The sequence below is a fragment of the Paenibacillus sp. FSL H3-0333 genome (assembly GCF_038002805.1).
Lineage (GTDB): Bacteria > Bacillota > Bacilli > Paenibacillales > Paenibacillaceae > Paenibacillus_AQ > Paenibacillus_AQ silagei.
Map to the genome: position 1 here is coordinate 7,285,535 of NZ_JBBODG010000001.1, position 25,052 is coordinate 7,310,586.

Consider the following 25,052-nt stretch of genomic DNA (forward strand, 5'->3'; position numbering starts at 1 on the left):
CGTGGTTATCATTCACGAACGGCGGCCCTTAGCGGCCATCAGACGTCCCTTCTTACGGCTGAACAGCCGGAGATACCGCTTCCGGGTAGACAGCACCTCCGCCGATGCGCTCAGCGTCTCCTTCACCTCGCCAAGCACCTCCTGAGTGTCCTTGACCGACCGCTTCATCCGCCCAAGCTCCGACTTCACCCCGTCACTCCGCAGCTTCGCCGCCTCCACCGTCTCCTGCATATTCGCTTTGAGCTCATCGACCGGAGCCTTCAGTCCGTCGACAGATTGCTTCACCCCATCCAGCGACTGCTTCAGCCCATCCATGCTGTTCTTGAATTCCTTCAGCGGGTTGCCCATGATCGTCTCCTCCTAAGCTCTCCTTCTCTATATTACCCAGAATGGAGGGGGCGGGGGTCAGCTCACCTGAAACTTAACTCTATTACGGTATGTGCAGATGCTCCGCGCTTTTGCGCTTGCTGCTGTGCCTGAAGGAATACAGCGGCCAGACGGAAGACAGACCCACTGCCGCAGCACAGGCTACGAACACCGCCACATAGCTTCCGTTCGGCCTGTTCCCCCCACTGATCATCAGACCACCGGCCGCCGTTCCGAACATCATGCCGATGTTGCGGGATAACGCCAGTATACTGCTGACCCGGCCAAGCTGCGATTTTGCCGCCAAACCCATAACGATGCTTGTGTTAGGCGAAGTAATCATTCCCATAGCACAGCCTAGCAGCACGACCGGCAGCACCATCGCACCTGCTCTCAAAGCAGGGGAGCCAAGGCCCAGCGCCAGCAGCGTGACACTCATCAGCAGCAGGCCGGCGGCCAGAATGCCGAGCGGTCCTTTGCGGTCTGCGATACTCCCGCTGACAGGAGCAGTTACCACCAGCGCCAGCGGATAGCCGATCATGATCAGCCCCACCCACGCAGGCTCAGCTCCGGATAGGCGCAGCAGCGAAGGCAACGCCAGTTGTGCGGCAAAAGCGGCCATATACGTGATAACCGTAATCACAATTCCGGCAGCAAAGCTCCGGTCCGTGAACAGGCTGAAGCCGTTCTCCGCAGGCGGGGAGTTGCGCTGGGCGAAACGGGCATATCCTGTATAACCCGCTGCCAGCCCTACCGAGACCGCGAGCAGCAGCAGTACGGATACAGACAGGAATGAGGAGCGGCTGCCGAGATCGACGGCAATCATCAGTGAAGTAAGGCAGGCCGCCATCCAGGCTGCTCCGGCCAGATTCATCCGGCCTCCGGCGGTCTCTGTATCCCGGGGAATCAGCCGGTGTGCGAGCACACCCACGGCCCCCGCAACAACGGCCAGCAGCCAGAAGTTACTCTCCCAGGCAAACCACTGGATCAGGAACCCGCCTAAGGCCGGACCCGCCATTGAGCCCGCAGCCACGAAGGTACTCATCAGCCCCAGCGCCCGGCCCCGCTGCTCCGCCGGGAAGAGCGAGACGATCAAGGCCATGTTGGTTGCCTGATACATGGAAGCCCCGGCCCCCTGCAAGACTCTGAAGCCCAGCAGCATCGCTTCATTCCAGGCCAGCGCACAGCCCAGCGCCCCTGCTGCGAAGGCGAACAGCCCCAGATTATGCACCTTACGGCGGCCGAATCTGTCCCCCAGCCTCCCCATCACAGGCAGCAGCACTGAAATGACCAGCAGATAGATACTGACCACCCACTGTGCAGAGGCCACGGGAATCTGCAAATCAGCGGAAATATCAACCAGCGATATATTGAACATCCCGGCGGACAGATTGGACAGGAACGCCCCGAGACAGATGACCACCTTAACCGCCGTGAGGTTTAAGGCCCGTTCCGGTGACGGCATCGTGAGGCTCACGACAGCTGCTGCAGCACAGGCTGGTTCCAGATCTTCCAGCCCGCTTCAATCTCTGCGGCTGAAGCAACCACGCCGAAGTATCCCTTCATATTTTCCAGCGTCATGTCATGCGCCGCCCGGGAATAAGAGGCACAGGCGTCCTGAACCATCACAATCTGATAATCCAGCATGAACCCGTCCCTTGCGGTCGACTCCACGCAGACATTGGTGCTCACTCCAGTCATAATCAGGGTTTCGATCCGCAGCGAACGCAGCACCGAATCAAGCCGGGTGTTAATAAAAGCGCTATACCGGTGTTTATTGACAATAATCTCCCCGGGGAGCGGGGCCACCTCGTAGAATTCAGCCCCCCAGCTCCCCCGGCGGCAGACGCCCAGCGAGCCGCGCCCGGAGCGGGAGGTCCAGACCGGAGAGTCCGTCGCTTTTTCATGAAAGGTCTGGATGTAAATGATTGGAACTCCCTGCGTTCTCGCTGCCGTAATCAACCCGTGGAGCTGCGGCATCATTTCCCGCACAGCGGATACATCATTGCCTCCTGAAGCCAGCGCGCCTTCCTCATGACAATAATCATTCTGAACATCTACTATAATAAGCGCCGTTTTATCAGGGATAATCAGATCGGCAGTTAACTCCATGTTCGTCACCTCTTTCGTTTTTGAAGACCTGTGGTGCTCTGTTTATTTTGCTGCTGTTTTATTCACAAATTGCATATCGACCAGGTCATCATAGGTATACTCGCCTTTGTAGATTCCGGTCTTGATCATTACATCCATATCCTTATCCAGTGCCTCCTGCGAGATCACTCCATCCGGACTCCAGAGCCGGTCCTGATACGCCCGGTCAAGCGCAGCCTGAGCAGCAGCCTCCGAGAGTGTAGGGAATTCCGCCTTCAGGACACGCATCGCCAGTTCTTTATCCTCCTGGATCACCTTCAGCGCCTTGACGACAGCATTCACCGCCTTCTGTACCGTTTCCGGGTCCTTCTCCAGGGTAGACTTCTTCACGCTCAGCACCGAGTAAGCATAGTCACCCAGATCATGGAACTTGTAAAAAGGTTCATCCCACACTCCCTTGCTCATCCCGTCACTGATCTGCGGCTCCGCGCCGTTCGCAATATCCGCAGCCCCCTGCTGAACCATCGCCACCACCGTGGAGCCGTCCGCCGGCTCCAGCAGCCGCACATCCTTCTGCGGATCAAGCCCAAGCTCCAGCAGCAGATACTGGGTCAGCAGGTTCGGCGTTCCGCCATGCCGTCCGGCATTCAGTTTCTTGCCCTTGAGGAAGGCTGCCAATTCCTCATCTGAGCTGCCTGCCGGGGCGGTCCCTTTTTTGGCCATCAGATAGACATTCGCCCGGTTCACCACATTGCTGACCGAGACGATCGGGTCTGAGTTGCCGATATTCGCCAACGCATTGGACTCCGGCCCGCCGATGACCGCCCATGCATCCCCGCTGACCACCGAGGTGACATGCGTGCCGCCCGCAGCCTGAAGCATCTCCACCTCAAGACCCTCCTCGGCAAAATACCCCTCACGCTGCGCCACATACAGCGGCAAATAACCTGTATAATGCAGCGGCTCGGCAATAACCAGCTTCTTCAGCTTCCCCGCACCGTTCCCGGCAGCGGCTGCTTCCACTTCAGCATTGCCTTTGCCGCCGCAGCCGGACAGCAGAATCACAGAGGCCAGCAGGACGGCCGACAGCTTCATTGTAGTAACATTCTTCATTGGCTTCTCTCCTCTATCTTGTTGAAATGATTGCCCGCTTCTTAAGCCTTCTTCATCCCATATCCCTTAGACAACCACTTCTCCAGCAACACCACTCCCGCATACATGACCATCGACAGTGCAGACAGAACGACAACTCCTACCCAGACCAGATTAATATCGAGAATGGTACCGGCGTAGATGACCATACGGCCAATGCCATGGCTCGAAGCAATGAATTCACCAACAATGGCTCCGGCCAGCGAGAGGGCAATATTAATCCGCAGACTGCTGATCATCCAGGGCATTGCCCAGGGAATGACCACCTTGGTGAACACCTGATGCCGCTTCGCCCCGAGCGAATACATCAGCTTTTCCATATCCTTGTCCACACTCTGCACACCGCTATGCGCCGACAATGCCGCCACAACCACTGTCATGGCAAAAGCTAACGCCACCTTCGAGAAGAACCCGATGCCCAGCAGAATGACCAGCACCGGGGCAAGCGCCAGCTTCGGCATGGCGTTGAGCAGGATCAGGAACGGTTCACTGATGCCGGCAAATTTGCGGGACCACCAGAAGGACAGACCGAGCAGCGAGCCAATCAGCGTTCCGCCGATGAAGCCGAGAATCGTCGAGCTTGAGGTATAGGCGATATCCTCCAGCAGCGTCCCCTCTGTCATCTGAGTCCAGGTTGTGCTCATAATCCGTACCGGGCTGCTCCAATAATACGAGTCCATCCAGCCAATCCGTGTAAACAGCTCCCAGCAGAGCACGATCAGCAGTGCCACAGACAGCCGCCCGATTCCGATGATCCGCCGCATCTGGCGTCTGGCGGCTTCTTCATCAATGATGACGGGCTCTTTCTGCATTTTGTCCGGCTTGACTGAATAGACCGGGGCAGCTTCCAGCTTGTGAATGACATAGCCTTTCTTTTGTACACTCTCCATGGTTGTCCTCTCCTTCAACAGTTTATGAATTCTAAGAGATACGGGTGGCTGGCTCCTGGTCCCCGCTTGACAGCAGATTCAGCAAATGGGCTTTCAGCTCCATGAATGAAGCAGATACCGTATCCTCCTGGTGTCTCGGACGCGGCATATCTACAGAAATCTTGGAGATGATCCGTCCCGGCCGCCCGGAGAAGACATAGATGTCGTCAGACAGATAGATGGCTTCATCTATATCATGAGTAACGAATAACACTGTCTTGCGGAAATCTTCCCAGAGCTCCAGCAGCCAGTTCTGCATAGTCAGCCGGGTCTGGGCATCCAGTGCGCCAAAGGGCTCGTCCAGCAAAATAATATCCCGCTCATACAGCAGCGTACGGAGCAGCGCTGCCCGCTGGCGCATCCCGCCGGACAGCTCTGCCGGGTAATGTCCGTCGAAGCCCTTCAGTCCATAGCGGTCCATCAAGGGCTTGGCCCGGGCGACCGCTTCCTTGCGCGGCACCCCGCGGATCTCCATGCCTAGAATAATGTTGTCCAGTATCGTCCTCCAGGGCAGCAGCATATCCTTTTGCAGCATATACCCGACATATCCGGTCTTCCCTACGATATCCTCTCCGTCTGCAAGCACACGGCCGGTGGAGGGCGGAATCAGGCCCGCGATAATATTGAACAGCGTGGACTTGCCGCAGCCGCTGGGACCGATAATACTGACAAATCTGCCTTGTTCTATGGAGAGATTCGTCTCCTGCATGGCCATAATCTCCTGGCCGTCACGGCGGAACCACTTGCTGACACCGGCAATCTCAATTTTGGTTTTCATAGAATCAGCTCCTTAAGGAAGTAATAACATAATGCGTATATACAAAAAGCCGCCAGCTTTGGACACAGCCCCGCAGGGACATGTCCGAAAACTGACGGCAGGCCGGCTCTCCGAAAGATCAGAGTTCCAGCGTAACGTTCAGATAATGCTCAAGGTCCTTCTCCAAAATTATGATCGTACCGGAATACTCGGTCTCCACATCATAATCTTTAAGAACGGCCTTAATATTGACTTGAAATTCATCCAGAAATGCCTGCTTGATCTCGGCTTTGAATACTTCATGCAGCACCAGGTTCATCTGGCGGCTTGCCGCGGGATCATGGGTATCCAGCACCTTGAGTACGGGCACCCGGCTATTAATGGATAAAATAATAATCTTGTTCCCCACAAAATCGACCTTCTGCTGCTTGACGCCGGCGTTAAACAGCTTCTTGTTGATTTCGTTGTAAATCCGTAGAATATCCTGTTTCCATTGTCCGGCGGAAGCGATCATTAGCGATCACACCTTTGCTGCAATAGATTATGTTATGAAATGTGACTTACAAGCAACTATATCGCCTTTTTGCCCACCGCTTATACATCATTATAGATAAAAATAAAGACTTGTCAATAAAAATACGGAAGATAATATAACATAATTAAAAGAAATATATATATCATGATAGAATATATAACATTCAAGTCGCCGGGTTCGCGCGAAGCTCCTCTAACAGCTCCATGACTGCCGATTCTTCAACCGGAACAGAATAAGAACCGCCGGCAAAACGCTTCATCCGCCCGATACCATCCTGGAAGACGAAGCGAATGCGGCCATTGCGTACTTTTTTGTCTGTATACATCTTGTCCACTAGTGCCCGGTTTGAAATGTACTCTGGAAGCTCTGTTGGCAGGCCTGCCTTCTTCAGCAAAGCCACCACACGGTTAGCCTGCTCTTCCGTCATATAACCAAATTCCACACCCAGCTTCGCCTGGATGACCAGCCCCACTGCAACTGCCTCGCCATGCAGCAGCCGGTAACCGCTGAGCGCCTCAAGCGCCCGGCCTGCCGTATGCCCCAGATTCAGAATCTGCCGCAGATTACTTTCATGCTCGTCCTGCTCTACCACTTCATATTTGATCCGGCAATTCGTCAGCGCAAGTTGCTCGCATACCCCGGCATCCAGGATCAGCTCCCCTTCTTCCGTAATAATTCTGTTCATATTCGCTTCCAGATAGCTGAAGAACTCCTCATCACTCATGCAAGCGTGCTTGATGGTTTCGGCCAGACCGCTTCTGAATTCACGGGATGGAAGTGTCCGCCAAGCGGCCAAATCTATGTATACTTTACGGGGCTGGTGAAAGACGCCGATCAGGTTGGTGGCGACGGGTGTGTTCACGCCTGTTTTGCCGCCAACGGAGGCATCTGCTGCTGCCAGCAAGGTGGTAGCATAATTCAGGGAAGGCACTCCCCGGCCAAAGGTCCCTGCCACAAAACCCGCCAGATCCGTCACCGCTCCGCCCCCTACCGCAATGATGCAGCAATCCCTGCCGTAGGCCTGGCTTAGCATTTGGTCCTCCAGCATTGCCTTCGTCTCCCGGGTCTTCGAGGTCTCACCTGCCGGAAAGGAGAACAATTCCACTTGGAATCCCTCATGACGTAACAGCTCTAGTAAAGGACGGCCATATAACGGCTCCACCGTAGAGTCTGTAATAATAGCATATTTGCTGACTCCCGTAATCAGCCCCTGCTTCAAATCTCGGACTACTGAGGCAAACAGATGCTCACCGATTTCAATAGAGTACGAGTGATCGACTACTTTTTGGAGTGTGACTTCAAAGCTCTTGGACATGGGTTGAGCCCCTTTCATCAATAGACTGTAGCTTGCAGGAGAATGCAACTTTAAGATTTCATTTACGGATCATCGTCCGGTAGACGAACTTCGGCAACGCAGATTGTCTGCGCCAGCGTGACTTCTGGCCTTTGGCGACGGGGGAGAACAACAGTCTGTGCGCCCACTCCAGATTCATTTTTTTCCAGATGGCCGGTGCCGGTCTTACTTTCCCGGAGATCACATCCAGACTTCCGCCCACGCCAAAAACAAGCTTGATTCCCTGCAATTCGTCCTTGTGCTTATACAGCCATTTATCCGAGTAAGGCGCTCCCATGGCAAGAATGAGCACATCCGGCTTGGACTGCTGAATACTGGCGATGATCCCTGACTCTTCATCTGGCGCAAAGAACCCGTGATGCCTCCCGGCAATCTTCACCTGCGGATAGCGCAGATTAATCTGCTCCACCGCCAGTCTGCTAGTAGGCTCATCTGTTCCCAGAAAATAAAAACTCCAGCCCCGCTCATTTCCTTTCGCAAGTAAACTCAGCAGCAGGTCGTAGCCGGTCACCCGCTCCGTGATAGGATTTCCTTGTCTTCGCGCAGCCATCACAATGCCGATCCCGTCAGGGACAATCAGGTCTGCCGAATGGATAATCTTCCGCAGCTGTTCGTCCGTTTGACTCGCCAGGGTAATCTCCGGATTCGCCGTAATCAGATGAAACAACCCTCCCTGCCCGTCCATGATTTGCTCGTCCAACAGCGAAGTCGTCTGTTCCAGCGTCAGTTTGGAGAAGGGGACTCCCAGAATACACACCTTGTCCTTCATCATTTCATCTCTCCCATTTCTCTAATCCCATTCAATCCTCGAAATACTTCCACCATTCCACCAGCCAAGGCTCATCTACGCCGCGCAGGCGGAATTCCTCCAGCAGCACCCGGCGGACCCGCTTCTCCATCTTCACAAAGCAGTTATTCTCCTTGTACATTGTCGCGTAGGACAGATCCTCTGATAGGTATTGCTGGAAGTCCTTCACTCACAGAATCTCCGTTCCCTCCTACCAACCGCACAGAACATATTTCCGGAATATTATAACATAATTTAGGAGGGTTACTGTCTGGATTGTCTCATAGTGTACATTGGGTTTACCGCTGATGAGAGGAAGGGAGGCTGTTATAGAATGTCGAACGAAACGATTTATAGCCATGAGGACACGCTGAGGATGCTGGACGCTCTTTTCCGGGACGAGGGGGCATGGTGGGATGGATTCTATGCGGATAAGGAGAAGGCCATTCCTTTTTTCCGGGATTGTCCGGATGCCAGACGGAGCAGAGTGAGAACCTGTTCGGTGAAGCTTTTCTGTGGAGGGCCCTGTTCCGAAAAAGATAACTAACGCCTCATTCCCGCAGCAGTCATACGTATGCTGTAGGCGCTGAAACAGTAGTAACTGTATTTTGTACAATGGAATGCTGTAAAAAGGGCATCGAAATAGATTCTATTGTATTCGGTACATTTGAATTTTGAATAAAAGCCATTTTTCGCTCAATACGCAACATTCCACTGTACGAAATACAATAGAATCTCATTTCATGGTCAAATATGAGTTTTCTATTGCAGGAAATACAATCAGTTGCTTTCAATTCAAGTCCAGGGGCCGGCGACAGGTGCAGAATTGCCTACTATCATCCATTGTGGCCCCCATTAAGGTACAAGCGGTTAACTTAATTGCATTCTGTACAACTAAATCGTCTGATGTGCCGTAGGATAGCCGTTTAGCTGTAGTTCGTACAGCTAAAATCCCTCTATATCTGGGTTCTCGCCCACTCAGGCAAATTTAGTTGTACAGACTACAGTTAGGAGAGGAATGTTTGCCATTTCACGGTTTTTAATTGTACAGAATACACTTATCTCTGAATGTCTCCTTCAAACACAGACCCACACATTACAGCGTTAGCGCAATGAACCAACTTCTATAGTTCACATGCGAAACTCCGCATCATCCTGCACGTGGCAGGTGGGGCGCCCTGTAACCCATGCGCCCCGCCTGCCACGTGCAGCTCAACTACCTCCGTCTATCGCACCCGCTCCGTAAACAGCCGCCCCGCGTAATCGCTGATCAGCCCGCCCATAGCCAGCTTGCGGCTCCATTCCGCCGGGATGCCACTGAGCCCATAGTAGGCTCCGGCGATCTGGCCGTAGATGGCACCGGTGGTGTCGGCGTCATTGCCGAGATTCACGGCAAGCAGCGCGCCCTCTGCGAAGCTGTCCGACTTATGGAATGCCCATAGCGCCGCTTCCAGCGACTCTACGACATAGCCCGAGCCTTGAATCTGCGGCGGCTCCTTCAGCTTGTAGGAGCCTTGCTTGATATTCAGCATATGCGGCGTAAGGGCCTCCTCATCCAGCCATTCGCGGAAGGCATCCGGCGCCAGCATCTCCTGCTTGCTCCAGCCGTGCAGCCCGGCTAGAATATATACCGCGAGCAGGCGGCAGGCAGCAAGACACTCGGCGGCCCCGTGCGTGGTTCTTGAACTCATTGCTGCATAGCGGATCGCCTCAGCGGGCTGCTTCGCGTAGTACATCACCACCGGAGCCAGACGCATAATCGACCCGTTCCCGGCAGAGAACGGGTCCTCTGAACCGCTGTACGCCTCCCCGCTTGCTTCATATCGCTGCAGCGCTTCGCGCGTTGCGTTGCCGATATCGAAGCATCTGCCGGTGCTGCTAAGCGCTCCTTCGCGGTACCATTTCACATAACGCTGCATTTGATCTGCCGGATCGAAGCCCTGCATGGCAAGCAGACTCTCCGCAAGACAGAGCGCCATCGAGGTATCATCCGTCCACTGACCCGGCTGCAGAGCGAATACCCCGCCGCCGACAATATCTGTCATTGGCTTGAAGGTTCCGGGTGCCTGGAATTCTACAGTTGTGCCCAGCGCATCCCCGGCGGCCAGCCCCTGCAGGCAGCCCTGATAACGATCATCAGTCAATGTCACTTGGTCTCCCCCTTTCCCGGAAGCTTCCTGTCCGCACTTATTCGCCTGGATACTTCAGTCCCCACTGCGCCCGGACTTCATCCAGCAGCTTCATCAGCGCTACGGATTCATCCAGCGTCATCACCGGGCTCTCGGTAAGCCCGGCCTGAAGACAACGGCCTACCTCTTCCGCCTCGAAGCAGTACCCGACCGAAGCGCGGTCATCTTCGAACCCCTCCGCCAATTCGCCGTTCACGTAGAGCTCGGCCGATTTCGGATTAACCAGGGTGCCATTGACCACGATACGGCCTTCCGTTCCATAGATATAGGCTTCATCGTCCAGATTCAGGCGGATGCCGGCATGGAGTGAAGCAGATACGCCATTCCCATAGGACAGCAGCAGCGAGAAGTGCTCATCCACGCCGGTCTCCCCGATCTGAACGGTGCTGGCGATCGACTCTGGATGAGGTCCGAGAACCATCGAGGTGAAGGAGACCGGATAGATGCCGACATCCAGCAGCGCACCGCCGCCAAGGGCCGGATTCAGCAGACGTCCTTCCGGGTTCCAGTCAGAACGGAACCCAAGGTCCGCCTTCACTAGCTTCACCTCGCCGATGCGCCCGGCGGCCAGCCATTCCCTCACCTTCACATGTGCCGGGATATACCGGCTCCACATCGCTTCCATGAGGAACAGCTTATGCTCCCGGGCATAGGCCACGACTTCCTCCAGTTCAGCACTGTTAACGGTAAAAGGCTTCTCGCATAGCACAGCCTTGCCTGCACGCAGCGCGAGCAGCGCGTTCTCACGGTGGAACGGATGCGGTGTGCCGATATAGATGGCGTCCACATCAGGATCGTTAACCAGCTCTTCGTAGCTGGCATATGCGACAGGAATGCCGTGATCGGCTGCGAATTTATCCGCGCTCTCCTGCGAGCGCGAGCCGACTGCATAGGCCACCCCATTGCTGGCGTGGGCCAGATCCGTGGCGAACTGATGGGCGATCCAGCCTGTGCTGAGAATGCCCCATTTTATCGTGTAAGCGTTATCTTCTGCCATAGTAATATCCTCCTCGTAATGAAGCTCAGGTCCCTCTGATTCTATCAAAATCTCCCTGTTGTGTACATGTCCGCATCCCGCCGGAACCCTCCAGCTTCATACAGATATGTATTATAGCCCGAACAACAAATTCAGGCGCTCCTCCGAATAACCGTCCTCCCCGCGCCAGTTGGCTACAGCGTTGAAGTCATTGTCTCCGCCCCGCCCCTGGCGCGGCTCCTCCTGCGGAACCAGAATTCCAGCATATCCCCAGATCTCCATCACCACATCCCGTTCATGCTGGTTCGAGGGGAATATATCCTTCCAATGCTTCTCCAGCTTCCGTGCACCATCCTTGCTGCCGCATAGCTTCACGGCTTCGGCCATATCCTGCAAAATACGAAGATCCTGCGGAGCAGCCTCCACCTCCTCTTCCCTGCTAAACAGCTCCAGATCGAGCCAGCAATACAGCAGCTTATTAAGGCGGATGCCGCCCCATTTGACCCGCTCGAAATTGAGCACATTCAGATCCACACCGTTGTACTGCTGATCAGACATCAAGTGTCTGGCATCACAGGCTGCACAGCTGCTATACCTTGGCTGCTCAGCGGGGGGCTGGGCGTATGCATGTGCAGCCAGCTCCAAGGTCAAAGCCCAGCTGGACAAGGCGCTCCGCAGATGAACCTTCCGGGTGGACAGACTATGCAAGAAGGCAGCCGTCACCTTGTCCCGGGTCACACTTCTGCTATGGAGCACCCGCAGCTTCTCCACCAGCTCATCATGGGTGATCGTGAGGGGATCGAACATGACCCCCTTGCTCTTCGCATAGTCGAAATCCTCACCGGAAAAAGGCCCGTACGTCCCCTTCCAGCCGCTCGCACTCCAGAATGATTTTTGCAGTATGGTCTTGGCCTTTCGGTCCATATATCTTAGCTCCCTTCCTTACCTGATGGTCCTATTGAATAATTATGTATCTCTTATACTTAACCTGAAGGCGGGGATTTGTACCGTCACAAAAAAACACCCTACCGGGTGAAAGATGCTTTCATGGCGATGCTCAGCCTCCCCCTCGCCAGTTCCGAGAGTCTTCTCTCACCGACCGCTTGCATGGATAGATTGTTGCACATCTTGCAGGATTTCTCTAAAAAGTCACGGGCTGTGGAGCACGCACCACGCGCCAGCACAATGTAATCGGTTTTTCGATTACATTCCAGCCATACGCCCTGCGACAGCCCAATGTAATCGGTTTTTCGATTACATTTCGGCCATACACCCCGCTCCAGCCCAATGTAATCGGTTTTTCGATTACATTCCAGCCATACGCCCTGCGCCAGCCCAATGTAATCGGTTTTTCGATTACATTCCAGCCATACGCCCTGCGCCAGCCCAATGTAATCGGTTTTTTGATTACATTCCAGCCATACGCCCTGCGCCGGCCCAATGTAATCGGTTTTTCGATTACATTCCAGCCATACGCCCTGCGCCGGCCCAATGTAATCGGTTTTTCGATTACATTCCAGCCATACGCCCTGCGCCGGCCCAATGTAATCGGTTTTTTGATTACATTCCAGCCATACGCCCTGCGCCGGCCCAATGTAATCGGTTTTTCGATTACATTTCGGCCATAGGCCCCGCGCCAGCCCAATGTAATCGGTTTTTCGATTACATTCCGGCCGTACACCCCGCGCCAGCCCAATGTGTTCGCTTTTCCACATACATCCTCCACATACATCCTCCACAGCCCCCGCCGCCGCAACAGCCCAAGTTACAGCAAAAACCCTCCCCGCCAGCCGCGAATACGCAGCAGACGGGGAGGGTCATCCCCAACCCTATGTTATTTCTTAAGCACTAGCTCCAGGCGCACCTCAAGGTTGTTCTCGGTACTGAGCACGATGGAATGCGGATTGCTGAGGCCGAAATCCTCGAAGGTTACGGTAGTCGTACCCGACAGCTTAAGCTCTCCGCCGCTATATGCGGCCTGCGAGTCGAACGTCACTTCCTTCTCGATGCCTTTCACGGTCAGCGTCCCCTGCAGTTGTATCGGCACCGCCGTCCCCTCTGTCCATTCCTTCGGCAGCTCCGAGAAAGACTTCACCTTGAAGGTGGCCTCCGGAAATTCCGCAACGGACAGGAAGTCTGCTCCCTTGACATGCTCGTCCCGCTGGGCGGTTCCCGAATCAAGCGCGCTCATGTCGACCGACCCTTCGCCGGTCATCGCGGAGGCATCCTCCAGATTCACCTTCCAGGTGCCCTTCACGGCAGGATCTACGAAGTTAACCGTTTCTTTGGATGTGGTTACGGACCAGTAGACCTTGGACGGCTCTGCAATGTTCCAGGTTCCGTTCAACTGCTCCGGCGTTACAGCAGCAGCGGCGGCAGCCGCATTGGCCGTTCCTTCCTTCTGGGCTCCGCTGTCCTGCGCCTGCTCAGGAATCACCGATTCAATCTCCACCTTATTGCCAAGGCTGTTGTTCACTAAGATGAAGGCGGTGATGGCTCCTGCAATAATTACAATGGCTGCGGTTATAGCGACTGTCCTCTTCTTCATACGATCTCCTCCATTCCATATTCTTATCTCTGCTCTATTGGCTTGGCTCCCATTCTACCAAAGCAATATGTCGGGAATAAGTCAAAGCATACTAGCCTGCAAATGTGTTAGAATTGTCGTAATTTTAGTTAAGGGACTGAAGCTCATGCAATCGATACTAATCGTAGAGGATGAAGAAGCCATCGCGCGGGTGCTTAGTGCCTATCTGCGAAAAGCTGGCTTTCACGTCACCCGGGCCGCAGACGGCCGGAGTGCCCTGGACGCCTTCGAGGAGGCACCTCCCTCGCTTGTCCTGCTCGATATCATGCTGCCGGCGATGGACGGCTTCGAGCTGCTGCAGCTCATCCGTGAGCGGAGCAGCTGCCCGGTCATCATGCTCACCGCCCGCGACGGGATCAAGGACCGGCTGGCGGGTCTGGACGGCGGGGCGGATGACTATATGTCGAAGCCCTTCATTCCCGAGGAGGTGGTCGCAAGGGTGCGGGCGGTGCTGCGCCGCCCCTCGCAGTGGTCGGACGGCAGCCGCAAGCGCCATTACGGCAGCCTGTTCATCGACTTCTCGGCCCGCAGCATCTTCCTGAACGGGGCAGAGGTCAGCCTTAGCCCGCGCGACATGTCGGTGCTCTTGTTCCTGGCCGAGCGGCCGAATCAGATCTGCACCCGTGACCAACTGCTGGAGCATGTATGGGAGATGGATTACGAGGGAAGCGACCGGGCCGTTGATCTCTCCATCAAAAGACTGCGCCAGGCGCTCTCGCACTGGCCGGAGGATGAAGGCGAGATCCGCACACTGAGAGGAACAGGTTATCAATTATGGACAACATAAATAAGAGTAAGAAGAACAGCAGGAAGAAGAAGACCACCTCCATTCTCACTTACTGGACACTGCGGTATCTGCTGATCATCAGTATCGGGCTGCTGGTGACTGCGCTGTTCACCCTCTGGTGGATGCAGCAGGAGGCGATGAGCAACCGGATGCAGACGACCGGCCTGCTGGCGCAGGAGATCGCTGACCGGAGCGTGGATACAGACGGTCAATTAGCGATTACCCCGAACCTGAATAGGCTGGTGGAGGACCGCAAACGCTTCTTCAAGGTAACTGAGGAGATGTGCGTAATCATCACCGGACCCGAAGGCGAGTTGCTATACTCCCAGCCCCCGATGACGGACGAGGAGATGCGATATAAGCTCAATGATACCCTGACCGATTCGCGGACCTCGGAATACAAAGCCGCTGCCGCTCAGATCCAGGGGGACCAGGGCACGCTGGGGCAGGTGCTGGTTATGCAGTCCAAGCGCTCCCTGCGTCATATTCCGACAGAGGAGATCACCTTCTTCTCGATTATCATCGTCTTCCTGATTATCCTAAGCTGGCTGACGATCTATCTCTTGTCGATCAAGCTGGCCAAGCCGGTTCAGCGGGTGGCTGCGGCCGCCGCGCAGATCAGCAGCGGCCAGTATAATATCGCGCTTGAGACCGGGGCCAGAGAGCGAGAGATTCACGAACTCCTCGTCTCCTTCCAGGAGATGGCGGGCAAGCTGCAGCAGTTCGAGCAGTCACGGGCCATCATGCTGGCCGGCGTGTCCCATGAGCTCAAGACGCCGGTCACCTCAATCAAAGGACTGCTTCATGCGGTCCGCGAGGGCGTTGTCGAAGGCGAGGAGGCCGGGGAATTCCTCGATATCGCTCTGCTTGAGACCGGGCGGCTGCAGTATATGGTCGCCGATCTGCTGGACTACAATGCGCTGACAGCGGGCATGGTTGCCGTCCGTCATGATAAGCTCGAAGCGGCCCCGCTGCTGGAGGAAATCCTCTATCAATGGATGCTGACCCAGAACGAGGAGGTCAGTAAGCCCATCCTGCTGCTGCCGGAGACTCCGCTTGTACTGCGGGGAGACCCGCTGCGCATCCAACAGATTATTGTGAATCTGCTGGGCAACAGCCTGCAGGCGAAGACGCCTGACCGCAAGCTTCGATTGAAGCTCACACTTACTGCTACGCCGCAGGGGCAGGCCGAAATCACCGTTACGGATAACGGGCCGGGCATCCATCCGGACAGCCGGGAGCGGATCTTCGAAGCGTTCTACCGCAGCTCGGGCAAGCAGAGCCTGCTTCGCGGACTCGGGCTGGGCCTGACCTTCAGCAGACTGCTGGCCGAGGCCATGGGCGGCAGCCTGGAGCTGGGCAGCAACCCGCCGCAGGGCTGCACCTTCGTGCTGCGGCTGCCGCTGGCAGAGTAAACAATCCATGGAGAGGCGCTGTAGTCCATTGTCCCGCTGCATGCTATAATCAACTGACTACAAGCGGAAACGGTATTTCCGTCCTTTAAAAGGACGGAAATACCGTTTCCGCGAGAAATAGAAAGATAATGTATAGCGTGAAACCTATACATTTTTATATTTCAAGTGAACCGGAGGCGTATATGCTTACTTTTGAACAGAAAATAGCTATTCTTGATTCCTACCCCCAGCTGGAGGCGCGGAAGGTCTCACTGGGACGGGTGAATTATCACCTGGAGCAGAGCCGTCACGATAAGAAGACCGTGGCTTCGCATATTCACCCGAACGGGAACGGCTTCGTCTATGCCGGACTGCTGCGGGGCTATGAGACGGATGATAAGGGACTGGTCAATATCCGCGATTATTCGGAGGCTGCGCTGCGCGAGCTGCTGGATGCGTCGATCACTTCTCTCTTGATGTACATTCCCGAGGCCCCTGCCCCTTCCAAAAGAAAGAAAAAAGCGCAGACGGGCGGAGCTGAAGCGCAGTCGCTGTGGAAGAATGAGGACGGGCATACGCTGAGCCTGAGATTCGAGGAGGATCTGTGGTATCTCTATGCAGGACTACAGCTTGAGATGGCCTTCGAGACGACGGCTGAAGCGGAGGAATATCTCGCTGAAGAGGGGTTTGCCCGGGTGGCGGACGAACCACAGGAATAGAAGGGGTCCCGGCCCGTAAATCGACGTTTATCGACGATTTACGGGCTTTTTCGCATGAATTCCTGCATATTCCGGCAAATTTATAGAATTCCCCGGTGAGTGCCCTTATACTATAGCCAATGGCATTTTCCATATATTTCACAAGGAGGAATCACCATGAACAATCCGGAAGGCGGAACACCCTTCACGAATCCTGAGGGGCCTAATAACCAACCTGGGCAACCGCAGCCCCAGCGCAAGGTAACCGAGCAGTTCAATAATCTGCTCAAGGATGAACGTGTACAGCAGGCACAGGCAGTAGGCAAGCAGTATTGGAGCTTTTACCTGAGAGCCCTTACCCGCCCGTACAGTACAATGAGGGAAATTCCTGTGGCCCATTTCATGAACAGCCTGATCACCATGGGCCTTACAGCGTTGTTAACGGCCTTATATTTCCTCACCCTGTTCATCAAATGGGATGTCTCAGCCATCTTCGGCCCCGGCTTCCTGAAGCCGCTGTTTTTGACGGCGGTAGGCCTTGCCGTTGCTTGCGGAGCCACTTATGCCGTTCTCCGGCTGGAGAAGGTCAGCTTCGATTTCAAATTGCTGATTACCCGTATGGGGACGCTGCTCGTTCCGGCCGTGGCGCTGCTGGTGCTGGCGATTCTCACAATACTTGTCAGCCTGCACTCCTTCTCGACCACACTGGTGGCGTTGTCCTTCCTGTTCGTCTTCATCAGCATGAATACGGCTTTGTTCCAATATCCGCTGAACACCGGCGGCAGCCGGGGCATTGACACCTTATACCCGATTGCCATCGCCAACATTGTGACCGGATATATTTTCTACAAGCTGATTACCTCCGTCATTGCTGGAGCAGCCTTTGGTATGCTAAGCAACTCGTTTAATTTATAAAATCACCCTGCAAAACAACTTACGACAAAACGGCGCTGCCGTCCTAATCAGGACAGCAGCGCCGTTTCCATGTGTTGCACTTCAATTCAGCCCGGTAAGCCTGTTACGGAGTTGTAGGAGCTGCCGGAGCCGCTGGCATTTCAACTTCCTTCGCGTCCAGCGCTTCCTGCGGAATCTTGATCTCATCGACCTTGTTGTGCTCGCTTATGGTCGCCTTCATATCCATATCAATCGATATCGTCTGGTCATTGCTGGTCATATCCATGACCATGGTTACATCTGTACGGGTTGGATAATACGTCTTCTTATCAACAGCATAAGCGATGTTCATGCTCTTGATGTTCATCTGCTCCATCATAGCAGCCATCTGAGGATCGGCACTGCCGCCCTGGTTCATATAAGACTTCGCCAGCTCCTTGACGTCATCGCCGGATACCTCAGCAGACAGCAGATAACTATCGCCTTCCTCGGTGATTTTTGTCTTCTCGGTAAGCGCCTTGAATTGCTCCATTTGCTTCTCAGGGTTCGCGGACTGCTGCATAGCAGCTAGGACCTGTTCACCCATCGTAGCAGGCATCTTCATCCATTGCCCGTTCATCTGGGAATAGAAGCCGTCCTTAGTCACATATTGCTCGATCTTCTGGTCGCCCTGGGCCGTCTTCATCTGCACCTCCTGATGCATCATCAGCGGCTCCTTAATGAACTCAGATTTCGTGGTCATATCGGTATCTTGCGCATTGTCCCCTTGTGCCGTCTTCACATTGATCTTCTGCTTCACCTGCGATTCCATCGCGAAGCTCTTCAGATCACCCGATGCGGCAACCGACTTCTGAATCAATTCATCCACCGTTGGAACGCCGTCTGATGTCTGTTCAGCAGGCGCTGCCGATGCGGAGGCTTCCGGAGCCGCGCTTCCTGCAGGTGCAGCTGTTGCAGCGCCCTCCGATGGTTTGAGCTCCTCATTATTGCCGCAGCCAGCCAAGGCAACAGTCAGCATAACACCCATAAATATCGTAGTCCATTTCTTCAAGTTCGATTCCTCCTAGTGATGTTAGCAAGTAGTATTGTTAAATCTTGTGATGTATTTAACCACAGGAGCCCCCCTTTTAATCAGCCGTTTAAAAGTTACACCCAAAGTCATGGTCGTCCCGCCCGCAAAAGAACACTATGAAGACAGGCCAAACTGTGCTTATATGAGGAAGAATACTACTAAATCCTAAAGGGAAAGAAGCGTGGACCCGCATGAGTTTTGAAATCGTAGAGGCTACCCTGTCTGACATTCAAGCCGCTCTGGATTCCGGGGAGATCACTTCCAGACAATTAGTCCTGATGTACCTTGAGCGCATAGCGGATCATGACAAAAACGGTCTGACGGTGAATTCTGTACTGGAGATTAACCCGGATGCGCTGTTCATCGCTGAATCCCTGGACGTAGAGCGCCAGCTTCAGGGTCCGCGCGGACCGCTGCACGGCATACCGGTGCTATTGAAGGATAACATTAATACCGGGGATAACATGCATACCAGCGCGGGCTCGCTCGCGTTGGCGGACTCTTTTGCCGGAGAGGACGCCTTCATCGTCAGCAGGCTGCGCGAGGCGGGAGCTATCATTATGGGCAAGGCTAATATGACGGAATTCGCCAACTTCATGACGAATGGCATGCCCTCCGGCTACAGCTCCCGGGGCGGGCAGGTGCTTAACCCCTATAACATCTCCACGCCGACAGGCGGCTCCAGCGCAGGGTCTGCGGTAGCGGTGGCCTGTAATTTCTGCACCGTTTCCGTTGGAACAGAGACCTCCGGCTCCATCCTCAATCCCGGCAATCTTGGATCTATTATCGGTATTAAGCCCACGGTGGGGCTGATCAGCCGCTCGGGTATTCTGCCGCTCTCCAGCACGCAGGATACCGCCGGGCCTATGGCACGAACTGTCCGGGATGCCGTCCTTCTGCTGAATGCTTTACTCGGTCAGGATGCCGGTGATGCGGCTATGGGAACGAACAGAGGTAAGGTTCATGAGGATTATACGGTTTTCCTGGATGCAGACGGTCTGCGGGGAGCGAGAATCGGAATTCCGCGCGATTATTACTTCGAGGAGCTGACGGAGGAACAGCTTGGGCTGTTCAATGCCTCTGTAGTGAGAATGCGTGAGCTTGGAGCGACCATTATTGATCCGGCCGAGATAACAACGGCACGGGAGATCAGCTATTCATCTGTGGTGCTGAATGAATTCAAAACCTCACTGAACGCCTATCTGGCCCGCCTGGGTCCGGGTGCACCGATGCGCACCCTGAAGGAAATTATTGATTTCAATCATGCCCATCCGGTCCAGACGCTGAAGTTCGGGCAAGCGACCCTGCTCGATGCCGAATTAACAACCTCCGGCACCTTCACTGAGCCGCAATATTTGCGTGACCGCATGACGGATCTCAGACTCTGCAAGGAGCTCGGGATTGACGCTACTATGCGCGAACATCAGCTTGATGCCCTGCTGTTCCCCGCTGACTTCGGCGCACGGATTACCTCAAGAGCCGGATATCCGTCGATCGTGGTGCCGTCAGGCTATACCTCAGCCGGTGCCCCCTTCGGCGTAACCTTCTCCGCCCGGGCCTATGAAGAACCGGTGCTTATCAGACTGGCTTACGCCTATGAGCAGAACTATAAGGTGCGCAAGCCGCCTTCACTCCGCAGCTTCATCTGATCCCGCTTCATGCCAACATGGGACAGGCTCCAGGTGCGCAGCTCGCAGCTGCGCACCCCCTTCTCAATCATAGTCATGCCGGTTCTCTTCATCGGCAATGCTCTGAATCTCCTCTGCATGCATCAGATGCAGCTCATAATCGCCTTCAGCATGCAGCTTCACGACCCGCTCTTTGGTGAACTTCGCACTGCTCTCCGCCGCATCCTCGTCGTAGAACAACAGAATCCCGTCGCTTTTACGCAGCAGCAGATCATCTCTGGCCTTGAACTGCCAGCTCCCGTCATAGGGAGCATTGCTAACGGCTCCGTAGTAGTCAGCACCGGCTACAATGCGGCGGTATTCATTCTGCTTCTCTTCCTTCCACTTCTCCTCCGGTGACGCATGGGCTGTAATAATGCCCAGCTTCAGTCCGGGATATTGCTGCTTCAGCTCCAGCACCACCTCGCAGGCCCACAGATCAACACCATATTGCCCGGGAGTAATGACCCATTCCAGTCCCTCCTCCACCAGCGGAATGATCCGGTTCGCGAGTGCTTTTTTGATATAGGGAATGCCCTGATGCTTGCTGTCATAAATGCCGAGCTCATGGGCCCGGTAGCCTGTGACCAGTAAAGTCTTCATGTGCTGCGCCTCTCTCCTGACTGCTTCATTCCGAAATGTATGGAACAACCTGTACTCTATGCATTATATCTTATTTCGCGTGGCAGGGCTGCCGGACCCGGGGAGCATATAAGCCGGACCCACCGTGCCAAATTATTTTCGGTAATTACGAGTAAATTTAGATAAAGTTTGGAAAACTGCATGAAGATGAAAACTTGTACTCCGTTATACCCAAATTCAAAAGCTGGGGATGATTACACTGTTCGGTATGATTCTTTCCTATATACCCGGCTGGGCAATCTTCGCCCAAGCGGGTGTGGCTATGCTTGTTCCGCTGCTCCTGGCCTATCTCTATAAATCGCTCTACAAGCTGGTAGGCAGCGGACGCGGCCAGATCGGGTACGGCGCAAGAACCCTTCCTGCGCAGGGGCCGCCGCCGCTGGCTCCAGAGGAATCCTCCGCCCGGTTTACCGGTGATCTTAAGGCCGACCTGCAGGCGGTTAAATCCGGCATCGGCAACAACAGCGATGTCCATTTCAGAGCATTCACAAATGCCAAAACAGGTGCACAAGGAGTCGTCATCCATGTCGACGGCATGCAGAGTGACCGGCTGCTCAGTATGGAAGTTATGCAATACCTGATGTATGAGATGCCTCCCGGTCCGCAGTCTTCTGTTGAAATGGCCGGGCATCGTCTTCCCTTCAGTGAGCTTAGAGAGGAAGAGCATATCAGGGACTTCAATAAGTCTGTCCTCTTCGGCCATGCCGCCCTCCTGATCGAAGGGCTGCGCTGCGGGCTCCTGATCGAGATGCCCGGTGCTCCCAGCCGCCAGGCGGACGAGCCGGTCTCCGAAGCGCTGCTCCGCGGCCCCAGACTGGGCTTCACGGAGGTGCTCAGCGAGAATACCTCTATTTTGCGCCGCCAGGGCCTTAGCGATCAGCTTGAGATGGTATCCTTCCGGGCAGGGACCGCTATTGAAAGGGAGATCGTTGTGGCCTACATGAAGGATATCGTCAATCCCGACCTGCTGGAGGAGATTAAGAACCGCATCTGCAAAATCGATATGGATTTCCTGGCCGAATCCGGCTACATCGAGCAGCTGATTGAGGATAATTATCTCAGCCCGTTCCAGCAGCTGCAGAATACAGAACGGCCGGACAGAGTCATCAGTGCCCTGCTGGAAGGACGGGTCGCCATTCTGCTGGACGGCACGCCCTTTGTGCTAATCGCACCGGTGACCTTCAGCATGCTGCTGCAGTCGCCGGAAGATTATTACGAGCGCTGGCTGCCTGGCACTCTCCTGCGGCTGCTGCGTTTTGGAGCATCCTTCTTTGCCCTGATGGCTCCAGCCCTGTACATCTCATTCATCTCCTTTCATCCGGGGCTGATTCCTACAGAGCTGGCGATCACGATCATTAAGACCCGGCAGGGTGTGCCCTTTCCCTCTCTAATAGAGGTGCTGATTCTGGAGGTCGCCATCGAGATTCTTAGGGAAGCGGGCATCCGGCTGCCGAAGCCGATCGGTCCCGCGATGGGCATCGTCGGCGGTCTGATCATCGGCGATGCAGCGGTTCAGGCGGGGATCGTCAGCCCGTTCCTGGTCATTACGGTGGCCGTAACTGCCATCTCCTCCTTCTCCATTCCGATGTACAGCGCCGGGATCACCCTGCGGATGCTGCGCTTCGCCGGTATGCTGTTCGCCTCGGTGCTGGGAATGTACGGGACCATTCTGTTCTTCCTGCTGATCTGCTGCCACCTGACCAAGCTCAAGAGCTTCGGAGTGCCTTATCTGACCCCGCTCTCCCCTTTCCGGCTCAGTGACTGGAAGGATCTGTTCCTGCGCGCTCCGATGGCACTGATGAAGCGCAGACCGAAAATGATGAAGACTAAGCAGAGTAAACGAAGATCATGACCGCGCCTGGTATAAGGAGGAATGCAGTATGTTCATACGCACGGATGATAAAATCACGGCTACACAAACGGCCATTTTCCTGAACAATACCTTGCTGGGCGCGGGTGTGCTCACACTGCCGCGCAGCGTAAGCAAGAGTGTCGGAACTCCGGATGGCTGGATCTCCACCCTGCTCGGCGGGGCCATTGTGATGCTGGTTGTCCTCCTTATGGTGAAGATCAGCCAGCAATTTCCGGGAAAAACCGTCTTTCAGTACTCAAGGCTGCTGACCGGCCGGTTCATCGGCGGCATTCTGTCCATGCTGTTAATCCTGTATTTCATCACTATCGCCGGCTTTGAGATCCGTACACTGGCTGAGGTTACCCTGTTTTTCCTGTTGGAGGGGACTCCTATCTGGGCAGTAATCCTACCTTTTCTCTGGCTGAGCACCTACCTCGTATACGGAGGCATCAACTCTATTGCCCGTGTCTACACCATTGTTTTTCCGATCAGCATTATGATTCTGCTCATCTCCTTCGTGCTCAGCCTGCGGATGTTCGATATAGATAATCTGCGTCCTGTACTCAGCAAGGGATGGTCCCCCGTATTCGCCGGGCTCAAATCCACCGTGCTTGTATTCACCGGCTGTGAAGTCACTATGACGCTTGTGGCATTCATGGATGACCCCAAAAAGGCTGTCAAAGCTATGCTTGGCGGCCTGGCCATCCTGCTGTCCATCTATTTCCTGACCATCATTATAGTGATCGGAGGCATCTCTATTGATTCCGCCATCACCAGCACCTGGCCCACTATTGATCTATTGCGCAGCTTCGAGGTGCCGGGATTTTTCTTCGAGCGCCTGGAATTCCCGTTCATGGTCATCTGGCTGATGCAGATGTTCTGCAACTTCAGCAGCTTCTTTTTCCAGTCTACGCTGGGTCTCTCACAGATCTTCAAGCTTAAGGTGCACCCGATTATTTATGCGTTGGTTCCGCTGCTGTTCATCTCGGCGATGCTGCCCAAATCCTTAGGCGATCTGTTCGCACTCGGAGATACCATAGGCAAGATGGGGTTGGTGCTGTTCCTGCTGGTGCCTGTCCTGCTCTCTGTCGTCTGGCTCATCCGGGTGAAGGGGCTGAAGCAGCATGTGTAGACGAATCCTGGTGGTGCTGTGCAGTCTGCTAATCCTTGCCACACTGACCTCCTGCTGGAGCAGTAAAGAGATTGAGGATCTGGCCCTATACGCAGGGCTGGCTCTGGATGTCGGAGAGTTCTCGCCCACAGAACAGGAGCTGGAGGACAAGGGCGCTACTTATTATAAAAAGAATAAAATCACCGCCACTGTGCAGATGGTTCCGGCTAACTCCGTGGGAGGGACAGATAAACAAGGCGGCAGCAGCGGCAGCAGTCCACCCTATATGAATGTAACCGGAACCGGAGATTCTGTGCTGGAGATCTTCCGTCAATATTCGATTCTGCGTGAACGGCCGATCATCGGCCACCACCTCAAGGTTATAGTGATCTCCAGTGAGCTGCTCAAGCAGCAGAGGATAAACCAGTTAATGGATTTCGTCCTTCGGGATAATGATATCCGTCCCAGCACGATGGTGTTCTTAAGCCAAGGCCGCGCAGCAGACACCATGGTCGCGAAGCAAAAAAATGAAATTCCTGCCTTTCACATCAGAGATATGCTGCGCAATCAGAAGAGAACCAGCAAGGTGCTGGACCCTGTTATTTTATCGAAAATGGATGCCAATATGCACTCCAAACGCAGTTATGCACTGCAGAACCTGGTAACGGCGAATGGGGAGGTAGAATTCTCGGGAGCCGGAGTCATCAAGGGAGATACCGGGCACTGGGTGGGCCCGCTGAATCAGGAGGAGACCGAATGTCTGAGCTGGCTGACCAACGGGGGGCAAAGCGGGGTCATCAAGACCTACGACTGGAACAATGAGCCGATTACCTATGAACTCAAGTCCATGAAGAGTAAAATCACTGCCAAAGCAGACGGCGGCGAGCTGTCCTTCGACGTCAAGCTTGTAACGGAAGGAAGGCTAAGCGAAACCTGGAACGTAGAGGAATACCCTGCGGCCACCCATCTTCCCCAAAAAGCAGAGAAGCTGTTCAAGGAGCGGCTGGAGCGGATGATGAAGAGTATGCTTCACAAGCTGCAGTCGGATTACAAAGCAGATGTGGGCGGATTCTCCACCAGGCTCAGCATCCAGGAACCCGCCTTATGGAACAAGCTGAAGGATCATTGGGACGAGGTGTTCAGCCGGACTCCTATTCATGTCACGGTTGATTTGAAGATTACGGACTTCGGCTCCTTCACTCAATAGGGTAA

27 protein-coding genes are annotated in these 25,052 nt (G+C 54.6%); 9 read left to right on the forward strand and 18 right to left on the reverse strand.

Features of this window, described 5'->3' with window-relative positions; translation table 11 throughout:
- Positions 1-12 precede the first annotated feature (12 nt).
- The 10 genes from MHH78_RS31760 to MHH78_RS31805 all read right to left on the reverse strand — a co-directional run bounded on the left by MHH78_RS31760 (position 13) and on the right by MHH78_RS31805 (position 8,161).
- The gene (locus tag MHH78_RS31760) at positions 13-348 is read right to left on the reverse strand and encodes a hypothetical protein (protein WP_341170035.1); all 336 of its coding nucleotides are present in this window, start codon (positions 346-348) and stop codon (positions 13-15) included.
- Between the two features lie 82 nt (positions 349-430).
- A complete protein-coding gene (locus tag MHH78_RS31765; RefSeq protein WP_341170036.1) occupies positions 431-1,831 on the reverse strand; it encodes an MFS transporter in 1,401 nt (466 codons plus the stop codon).
- 8 nt (positions 1,832-1,839) lie between these two features.
- Positions 1,840-2,478: a cysteine hydrolase family protein gene (locus tag MHH78_RS31770; protein ID WP_341170037.1), complete on the reverse strand. Its 639-nt coding sequence runs from the start codon at positions 2,476-2,478 to the stop codon at positions 1,840-1,842.
- Between the two features lie 42 nt (positions 2,479-2,520).
- Positions 2,521-3,570 carry an ABC transporter substrate-binding protein gene (locus tag MHH78_RS31775; RefSeq protein WP_341170038.1) on the reverse strand — a complete coding sequence of 350 codons (1,050 nt, stop codon included), beginning with the start codon at positions 3,568-3,570 and terminating at the stop codon, positions 2,521-2,523.
- 41 nt (positions 3,571-3,611) lie between these two features.
- On the reverse strand, positions 3,612-4,421 hold the full coding sequence (locus tag MHH78_RS31780) for an ABC transporter permease (protein WP_445668110.1): 810 nt from the start codon (positions 4,419-4,421) through the stop codon (positions 3,612-3,614).
- Positions 4,422-4,530: 109 nt separating this feature from the next.
- A complete protein-coding gene (locus MHH78_RS31785; RefSeq protein ID WP_036731326.1) occupies positions 4,531-5,316 on the reverse strand; it encodes an ABC transporter ATP-binding protein in 786 nt (261 codons plus the stop codon).
- 118 nt (positions 5,317-5,434) lie between these two features.
- A complete protein-coding gene (locus MHH78_RS31790) occupies positions 5,435-5,809 on the reverse strand; it encodes a Na-translocating system protein MpsC family protein (RefSeq protein WP_341170040.1) in 375 nt (124 codons plus the stop codon).
- A 184-nt stretch (positions 5,810-5,993) separates the two neighbouring features.
- A complete protein-coding gene (gene aroB, locus MHH78_RS31795; RefSeq protein WP_341170041.1) occupies positions 5,994-7,145 on the reverse strand; it encodes a 3-dehydroquinate synthase in 1,152 nt (383 codons plus the stop codon).
- Positions 7,146-7,203: 58 nt separating this feature from the next.
- Positions 7,204-7,956: a WecB/TagA/CpsF family glycosyltransferase gene (locus tag MHH78_RS31800; RefSeq protein ID WP_341170042.1), complete on the reverse strand. Its 753-nt coding sequence runs from the start codon at positions 7,954-7,956 to the stop codon at positions 7,204-7,206.
- 28 nt (positions 7,957-7,984) lie between these two features.
- A complete protein-coding gene (locus MHH78_RS31805) occupies positions 7,985-8,161 on the reverse strand; it encodes a hypothetical protein (protein WP_340826059.1) in 177 nt (58 codons plus the stop codon).
- 144 nt (positions 8,162-8,305) lie between these two features.
- On the opposite strand from MHH78_RS31805, the gene MHH78_RS31810 reads away from it, so the two are divergent.
- Positions 8,306-8,518, forward strand: coding sequence for a hypothetical protein (locus MHH78_RS31810; protein WP_341170043.1), 213 nt, complete (start codon positions 8,306-8,308; stop codon positions 8,516-8,518).
- A 679-nt stretch (positions 8,519-9,197) separates the two neighbouring features.
- Here the strand turns inward: MHH78_RS31810 and MHH78_RS31815 are convergent.
- From MHH78_RS31815 to MHH78_RS31835, 5 genes are all read right to left on the reverse strand, one after another.
- Positions 9,198-10,121, reverse strand: a complete 924-nt coding sequence (locus MHH78_RS31815) for an ADP-ribosylglycohydrolase family protein (protein ID WP_341170044.1) — start codon at positions 10,119-10,121, stop codon at positions 9,198-9,200.
- A gap of 37 nt (positions 10,122-10,158) precedes the next feature.
- Positions 10,159-11,157 carry a Gfo/Idh/MocA family protein gene (locus MHH78_RS31820; protein WP_341170045.1) on the reverse strand — a complete coding sequence of 333 codons (999 nt, stop codon included), beginning with the start codon at positions 11,155-11,157 and terminating at the stop codon, positions 10,159-10,161.
- A 111-nt stretch (positions 11,158-11,268) separates the two neighbouring features.
- Positions 11,269-12,060 carry a hypothetical protein gene (locus MHH78_RS31825; protein ID WP_341170046.1) on the reverse strand — a complete coding sequence of 264 codons (792 nt, stop codon included), beginning with the start codon at positions 12,058-12,060 and terminating at the stop codon, positions 11,269-11,271.
- Positions 12,061-12,277: 217 nt separating this feature from the next.
- Positions 12,278-12,862 carry a hypothetical protein gene (locus MHH78_RS31830; RefSeq protein WP_341170047.1) on the reverse strand — a complete coding sequence of 195 codons (585 nt, stop codon included), beginning with the start codon at positions 12,860-12,862 and terminating at the stop codon, positions 12,278-12,280.
- Positions 12,863-12,970: 108 nt separating this feature from the next.
- Positions 12,971-13,684, reverse strand: a complete 714-nt coding sequence (locus MHH78_RS31835) for a YceI family protein (RefSeq protein WP_341170048.1) — start codon at positions 13,682-13,684, stop codon at positions 12,971-12,973.
- 145 nt (positions 13,685-13,829) lie between these two features.
- Between MHH78_RS31835 and MHH78_RS31840 the strand changes: the two genes are divergently transcribed.
- The 4 genes from MHH78_RS31840 to MHH78_RS31855 all read left to right on the forward strand — a co-directional run bounded on the left by MHH78_RS31840 (position 13,830) and on the right by MHH78_RS31855 (position 17,517).
- A complete protein-coding gene (locus MHH78_RS31840) occupies positions 13,830-14,510 on the forward strand; it encodes a response regulator transcription factor (protein WP_076078903.1) in 681 nt (226 codons plus the stop codon).
- Positions 14,498-15,925, forward strand: coding sequence for a HAMP domain-containing sensor histidine kinase (locus MHH78_RS31845; RefSeq protein WP_341170049.1), 1,428 nt, complete (start codon positions 14,498-14,500; stop codon positions 15,923-15,925). The genes MHH78_RS31840 and MHH78_RS31845 overlap by 13 nt, the downstream gene beginning before the upstream one ends.
- A 182-nt stretch (positions 15,926-16,107) precedes the next feature.
- The gene (locus MHH78_RS31850; protein ID WP_341170050.1) at positions 16,108-16,623 is read left to right on the forward strand and encodes a hypothetical protein; all 516 of its coding nucleotides are present in this window, start codon (positions 16,108-16,110) and stop codon (positions 16,621-16,623) included.
- A gap of 156 nt (positions 16,624-16,779) precedes the next feature.
- Positions 16,780-17,517, forward strand: coding sequence for a hypothetical protein (locus MHH78_RS31855; RefSeq protein ID WP_341170051.1), 738 nt, complete (start codon positions 16,780-16,782; stop codon positions 17,515-17,517).
- A 103-nt stretch (positions 17,518-17,620) separates the two neighbouring features.
- Here MHH78_RS31855 and MHH78_RS31860 read toward each other — a convergent pair whose 3' ends face one another.
- A complete protein-coding gene (locus MHH78_RS31860; RefSeq protein WP_341170052.1) occupies positions 17,621-18,547 on the reverse strand; it encodes a DUF6612 family protein in 927 nt (308 codons plus the stop codon).
- 212 nt (positions 18,548-18,759) lie between these two features.
- Here MHH78_RS31860 and MHH78_RS31865 point away from each other — a divergent pair, with 212 nt between their 5' ends.
- On the forward strand, positions 18,760-20,217 hold the full coding sequence (locus tag MHH78_RS31865) for an amidase family protein (protein ID WP_341170053.1): 1,458 nt from the start codon (positions 18,760-18,762) through the stop codon (positions 20,215-20,217).
- Here the strand turns inward: MHH78_RS31865 and MHH78_RS31870 are convergent.
- On the reverse strand, positions 20,175-20,315 hold the full coding sequence (locus MHH78_RS31870) for a hypothetical protein (RefSeq protein WP_341170054.1): 141 nt from the start codon (positions 20,313-20,315) through the stop codon (positions 20,175-20,177). The two genes, MHH78_RS31865 and MHH78_RS31870, sit on opposite strands and share 43 nt — an antisense overlap.
- Entirely contained in the window at positions 20,281-20,838 is a 558-nt protein-coding gene (locus MHH78_RS31875) for a DUF1273 domain-containing protein (RefSeq protein WP_036731292.1), read from the reverse strand. Before MHH78_RS31875 ends, MHH78_RS31870 begins: the two co-directional genes overlap by 35 nt.
- Before the next feature lie 238 nt (positions 20,839-21,076).
- Here MHH78_RS31875 and MHH78_RS31880 point away from each other — a divergent pair, with 238 nt between their 5' ends.
- The 3 genes from MHH78_RS31880 to MHH78_RS31890 are packed head-to-tail and all read left to right on the forward strand — an operon-like array spanning position 21,077 to position 25,047.
- The gene (locus tag MHH78_RS31880; protein ID WP_341170423.1) at positions 21,077-22,729 is read left to right on the forward strand and encodes a spore germination protein; all 1,653 of its coding nucleotides are present in this window, start codon (positions 21,077-21,079) and stop codon (positions 22,727-22,729) included.
- Between the two features lie 28 nt (positions 22,730-22,757).
- The gene (locus MHH78_RS31885; RefSeq protein ID WP_341170055.1) at positions 22,758-23,861 is read left to right on the forward strand and encodes a GerAB/ArcD/ProY family transporter; all 1,104 of its coding nucleotides are present in this window, start codon (positions 22,758-22,760) and stop codon (positions 23,859-23,861) included.
- Positions 23,854-25,047 carry a Ger(x)C family spore germination protein gene (locus tag MHH78_RS31890; RefSeq protein WP_341170056.1) on the forward strand — a complete coding sequence of 398 codons (1,194 nt, stop codon included), beginning with the start codon at positions 23,854-23,856 and terminating at the stop codon, positions 25,045-25,047. Before MHH78_RS31885 ends, MHH78_RS31890 begins: the two co-directional genes overlap by 8 nt.
- Positions 25,048-25,052 lie beyond the last annotated feature (5 nt).

What these genes read in the sequence shown, in the direction of transcription:
- MHH78_RS31760 (WP_341170035.1), bottom strand. Translation starts at nt 348, where the DNA reads ATGGGCAACCCGCTGAAGGAATTCAAGAACAGCATGGATGGGCTGAAG.
- MHH78_RS31765 (WP_341170036.1), bottom strand. Translation starts at nt 1,831, where the DNA reads ATGCCGTCACCGGAACGGGCCTTAAACCTCACGGCGGTTAAGGTGGTC.
- MHH78_RS31770 (WP_341170037.1), bottom strand. Translation starts at nt 2,478, where the DNA reads ATGGAGTTAACTGCCGATCTGATTATCCCTGATAAAACGGCGCTTATT.
- MHH78_RS31775 (WP_341170038.1), bottom strand. Translation starts at nt 3,570, where the DNA reads ATGAAGAATGTTACTACAATGAAGCTGTCGGCCGTCCTGCTGGCCTCT.
- MHH78_RS31780 (WP_445668110.1), bottom strand. Translation starts at nt 4,421, where the DNA reads ATGCAGAAAGAGCCCGTCATCATTGATGAAGAAGCCGCCAGACGCCAG.
- MHH78_RS31785 (WP_036731326.1), bottom strand. Translation starts at nt 5,316, where the DNA reads ATGAAAACCAAAATTGAGATTGCCGGTGTCAGCAAGTGGTTCCGCCGT.
- MHH78_RS31790 (WP_341170040.1), bottom strand. Translation starts at nt 5,809, where the DNA reads ATGATCGCTTCCGCCGGACAATGGAAACAGGATATTCTACGGATTTAC.
- aroB (WP_341170041.1), bottom strand. Translation starts at nt 7,145, where the DNA reads ATGTCCAAGAGCTTTGAAGTCACACTCCAAAAAGTAGTCGATCACTCG.
- MHH78_RS31800 (WP_341170042.1), bottom strand. Translation starts at nt 7,956, where the DNA reads ATGATGAAGGACAAGGTGTGTATTCTGGGAGTCCCCTTCTCCAAACTG.
- MHH78_RS31810 (WP_341170043.1), top strand. Translation starts at nt 8,306, where the DNA reads ATGTCGAACGAAACGATTTATAGCCATGAGGACACGCTGAGGATGCTG.
- MHH78_RS31820 (WP_341170045.1), bottom strand. Translation starts at nt 11,157, where the DNA reads ATGGCAGAAGATAACGCTTACACGATAAAATGGGGCATTCTCAGCACA.
- MHH78_RS31825 (WP_341170046.1), bottom strand. Translation starts at nt 12,060, where the DNA reads ATGGACCGAAAGGCCAAGACCATACTGCAAAAATCATTCTGGAGTGCG.
- MHH78_RS31835 (WP_341170048.1), bottom strand. Translation starts at nt 13,684, where the DNA reads ATGAAGAAGAGGACAGTCGCTATAACCGCAGCCATTGTAATTATTGCA.
- MHH78_RS31840 (WP_076078903.1), top strand. Translation starts at nt 13,830, where the DNA reads ATGCAATCGATACTAATCGTAGAGGATGAAGAAGCCATCGCGCGGGTG.
- MHH78_RS31845 (WP_341170049.1), top strand. Translation starts at nt 14,498, where the DNA reads ATGGACAACATAAATAAGAGTAAGAAGAACAGCAGGAAGAAGAAGACC.
- MHH78_RS31850 (WP_341170050.1), top strand. Translation starts at nt 16,108, where the DNA reads ATGCTTACTTTTGAACAGAAAATAGCTATTCTTGATTCCTACCCCCAG.
- MHH78_RS31855 (WP_341170051.1), top strand. Translation starts at nt 16,780, where the DNA reads ATGAACAATCCGGAAGGCGGAACACCCTTCACGAATCCTGAGGGGCCT.
- MHH78_RS31865 (WP_341170053.1), top strand. Translation starts at nt 18,760, where the DNA reads ATGAGTTTTGAAATCGTAGAGGCTACCCTGTCTGACATTCAAGCCGCT.
- MHH78_RS31875 (WP_036731292.1), bottom strand. Translation starts at nt 20,838, where the DNA reads ATGAAGACTTTACTGGTCACAGGCTACCGGGCCCATGAGCTCGGCATT.
- MHH78_RS31885 (WP_341170055.1), top strand. Translation starts at nt 22,758, where the DNA reads ATGTTCATACGCACGGATGATAAAATCACGGCTACACAAACGGCCATT.
- MHH78_RS31890 (WP_341170056.1), top strand. Translation starts at nt 23,854, where the DNA reads ATGTGTAGACGAATCCTGGTGGTGCTGTGCAGTCTGCTAATCCTTGCC.